We start from the raw sequence: 2,544 nt of genomic DNA on the forward strand, positions 1-2,544 counted from the left end.
ATCCACCGCCGTAAACTCATGGGCAATCACTGGCGTTAACAATGTCGAAGTAAAATTTAGATCAGCCGACCCCAACAAACGGGACACCACCGACCCGGTAAACGAGGCTAAAATTGCCGTTTCCAGAGTTAATCCCGACATATCCCGCGACAACTCCTCCACCACAAACAACACCCCGGCAATGGGGGTATTAAACCCCGCCGCCAACCCCGCAGCCGCCCCTGCTGCAATCATTTGGCGACGATGCTGGGGGGAGGTCGGCACCCAGTTACTCAACCCGGCGGCTAAAGCTGCTCCAATATGCACTGTCGGTCCTCGACGGCCTAGGGTTAATCCCGCGCCTAAAATTAAAATTGTCCCCAACATCTTGACAAAGGCCACTCCCAAGGAGAGAGGCACAGGAAACTTGGCCAACGCCGCTTTAACTTGGGGAATACCACTCCCTTTGGCCGCCGGGGAGAGATGTTCCACCAGCCACCCCGCCAACCAACAGAAAACAAAGCCAAAGAAAGGTAAAACCCACACCCCCCAATCATCCACTAAATAGAGGCGAAACCGTCCTAACCCCCCAATCCCTTGTTTAAGTAAAAGAGCCGCCAAAGCGGACACAACCCCGATAATGGAGGCTTCGGCTAGGGCATAATAAGTCTCAACCGCATGGTTGCCGAGATGACGGTTGAGAAACTGATGTTGAAATTTAGTTTTGAGGCGGTTAGGTAAACCGATTACATGGCGCAGAGAGATGCTGCGGGGGCGGGGATTGGGTTTTTTCGATTGGCGACTCATGGGGAGTAGATCTATTTACCCCAATATGGTTTGACAGGGATATTTGACGGGGATATTTAACCATCATATTAGGCGATCTCCATTTCTCCTAGGGGGCTTGTCTTTCTGGTTCAATTTCCATCCCTTCATAGATGTTGGCTAAGGCCATCTCAATCCCTAAAGATTGTAGTTGAATAATCTCGGTCTTTCTGCTTTCTGCCTTCTGCCCTCTGTATGCACAAACTCCCAGTAAGCGAGTTACTGGGAGAGATGGATTGCAACACTATATCGGTTGTTTCTTTTCTACTGTTCCAAAAAAAAGTTGATGCCAATGGTCTCGCGTGATCTAACTCATGGTAGAACGACTGCGATCGTAAGATTCACGGAAGTCGGAATTGGGTTTCCCTTGAATGTGACTGGCATAGTCGTGGGTATCAAAGTCAATGCCGATTTCAGCCCCTGTGCGTCCTAACATGGATTGCTGACGATTGCGGATCATTTTGGTGTGACGCATCATTAATGCCCGTGCTTGATTGCGAGTATCCATAGTTTTATCCCTCCGAATGACTAACTGATGATGAGTTAGTGATATAAAATGTTTTCTTTTCATTTATCACTATAACGGGAAATTCTGTAACATTTGCTACAGAAGTGCATTTATTTAATATTTTTTAACATTGTTGGGGGTCAATCCCGGTATAGCAGGGCAGGGAGGGGGAAACTGCGAAGGCTGGGGGTTATGGCGGTTGAATCTGCCCTCAAGGGGTTGACAATTTTGTAGTTTTATGTATTTAATCCGGAGTGGCGGAGATGCGTTGGGCGAAGCGGAGTTTGGCGGAACGAGAACGGGGGTTGGCTTGTTGTTCTTCGGCGGTGGCGGTGATGGGCTTTTTGGTGATCACTTGTAGGTGAGGGCAGTTGCGGAAGTGGTGTTTGACGCGACGGTCTTCTAAGCTGTGAAAGCTGATAATGCCTAGTCTGCCGCCAATTTTGAGCCAGTGGGGGGCTTTGTCGAGGAAGGTTTCGAGGGCGGTGAGTTCTCCATTTACGGCGATGCGGAGGGCTTGAAAGACGCGGGTGGCGGGGTGGATGCGTCCGTAACGGGCTTTGGGGGGGAAGGTAGATTTAATGAGATCAGCGAGTTGGGTGGTGGTGTGGAGGGGGCGTTTTTCGAGGATGCGTCGGGCGATGGGGCGGGAGCGTCGTTCTTCTCCGTAGTGATAGAATAGGTCCGCTAGGTCTTTGGCATCCCAATGGTTGATGATGTCGGCGGCGGTGAGGGGTTGGCTGCGGTCCATGCGCATATCGAGGGGGGCTTCAGATTGGAAACTAAAGCCCCGTTCGGGTTGGTCAAATTGGGGAGAACTGACTCCTAGATCGGCGAGAATGCCGTCAAATTGGGGATTTTGGGTGGTATAGTCGGCGAAGTTGCCTTGCCAAACGGAGATGCGATCGCCTAATTTAGTTTTAGCTGCTAGGATGGCCTCCTCATCTCGGTCAATGACTGTTAGTTTTACGTTGGGGGCAGCTTGTAAAATTAAGGCACTATGGCCGCCTCCTCCCACGGTTGCGTCAAGATAATGTCCCCCAGGCTGAATTTGTAAACCTGCGATCGCGTCCTGTGCTAAAACCGGAATATGTTGAAATGGCATTTTTATAGTTGATGGTTGATGGTTGATAGTTGAGAAGTGAGTCTAAGTCGTTCATTTTTTTGGTTGTTTGTTATTTGTTCTTTGTGAAAAAGGGAACAGGGAACTCCGGAACAGGGAATCGGGAATC

General features: G+C 49.9%; 3 protein-coding genes. All 3 read right to left on the minus strand.

Going from position 1 to position 2,544, the window contains the following annotated elements; translation table 11 throughout:
* Positions 1-786, minus strand: a 786-nt coding sequence (locus PN462_RS05090) for a chloride channel protein (protein WP_272126932.1), incomplete at its 3' end; no start/stop codon positions are given.
* A 325-nt stretch (positions 787-1,111) separates the two neighbouring features.
* Entirely contained in the window at positions 1,112-1,312 is a 201-nt protein-coding gene (locus tag PN462_RS05095; protein ID WP_272126933.1) for a hypothetical protein, read from the minus strand.
* A 244-nt stretch (positions 1,313-1,556) separates the two neighbouring features.
* On the minus strand, positions 1,557-2,417 hold the full coding sequence (rsmH, locus tag PN462_RS05100; RefSeq protein ID WP_272126934.1) for a 16S rRNA (cytosine(1402)-N(4))-methyltransferase RsmH: 861 nt from the start codon (positions 2,415-2,417) through the stop codon (positions 1,557-1,559).
* Positions 2,418-2,544 lie beyond the last annotated feature (127 nt).

Origin of the sequence: Spirulina sp. CS-785/01 (assembly GCF_028330525.1) — a bacterium.
Classification (GTDB): domain Bacteria; phylum Cyanobacteriota; class Cyanobacteriia; order Cyanobacteriales; family Spirulinaceae; genus JAQMSD01.

Coding starts and splice junctions, on each gene's coding strand:
- PN462_RS05095 (WP_272126933.1), bottom strand. CDS start 1,312: ATGGATACTCGCAATCAAGCACGGGCATTAATGATGCGTCACACCAAA.
- rsmH (WP_272126934.1), bottom strand. CDS start 2,417: ATGCCATTTCAACATATTCCGGTTTTAGCACAGGACGCGATCGCAGGT.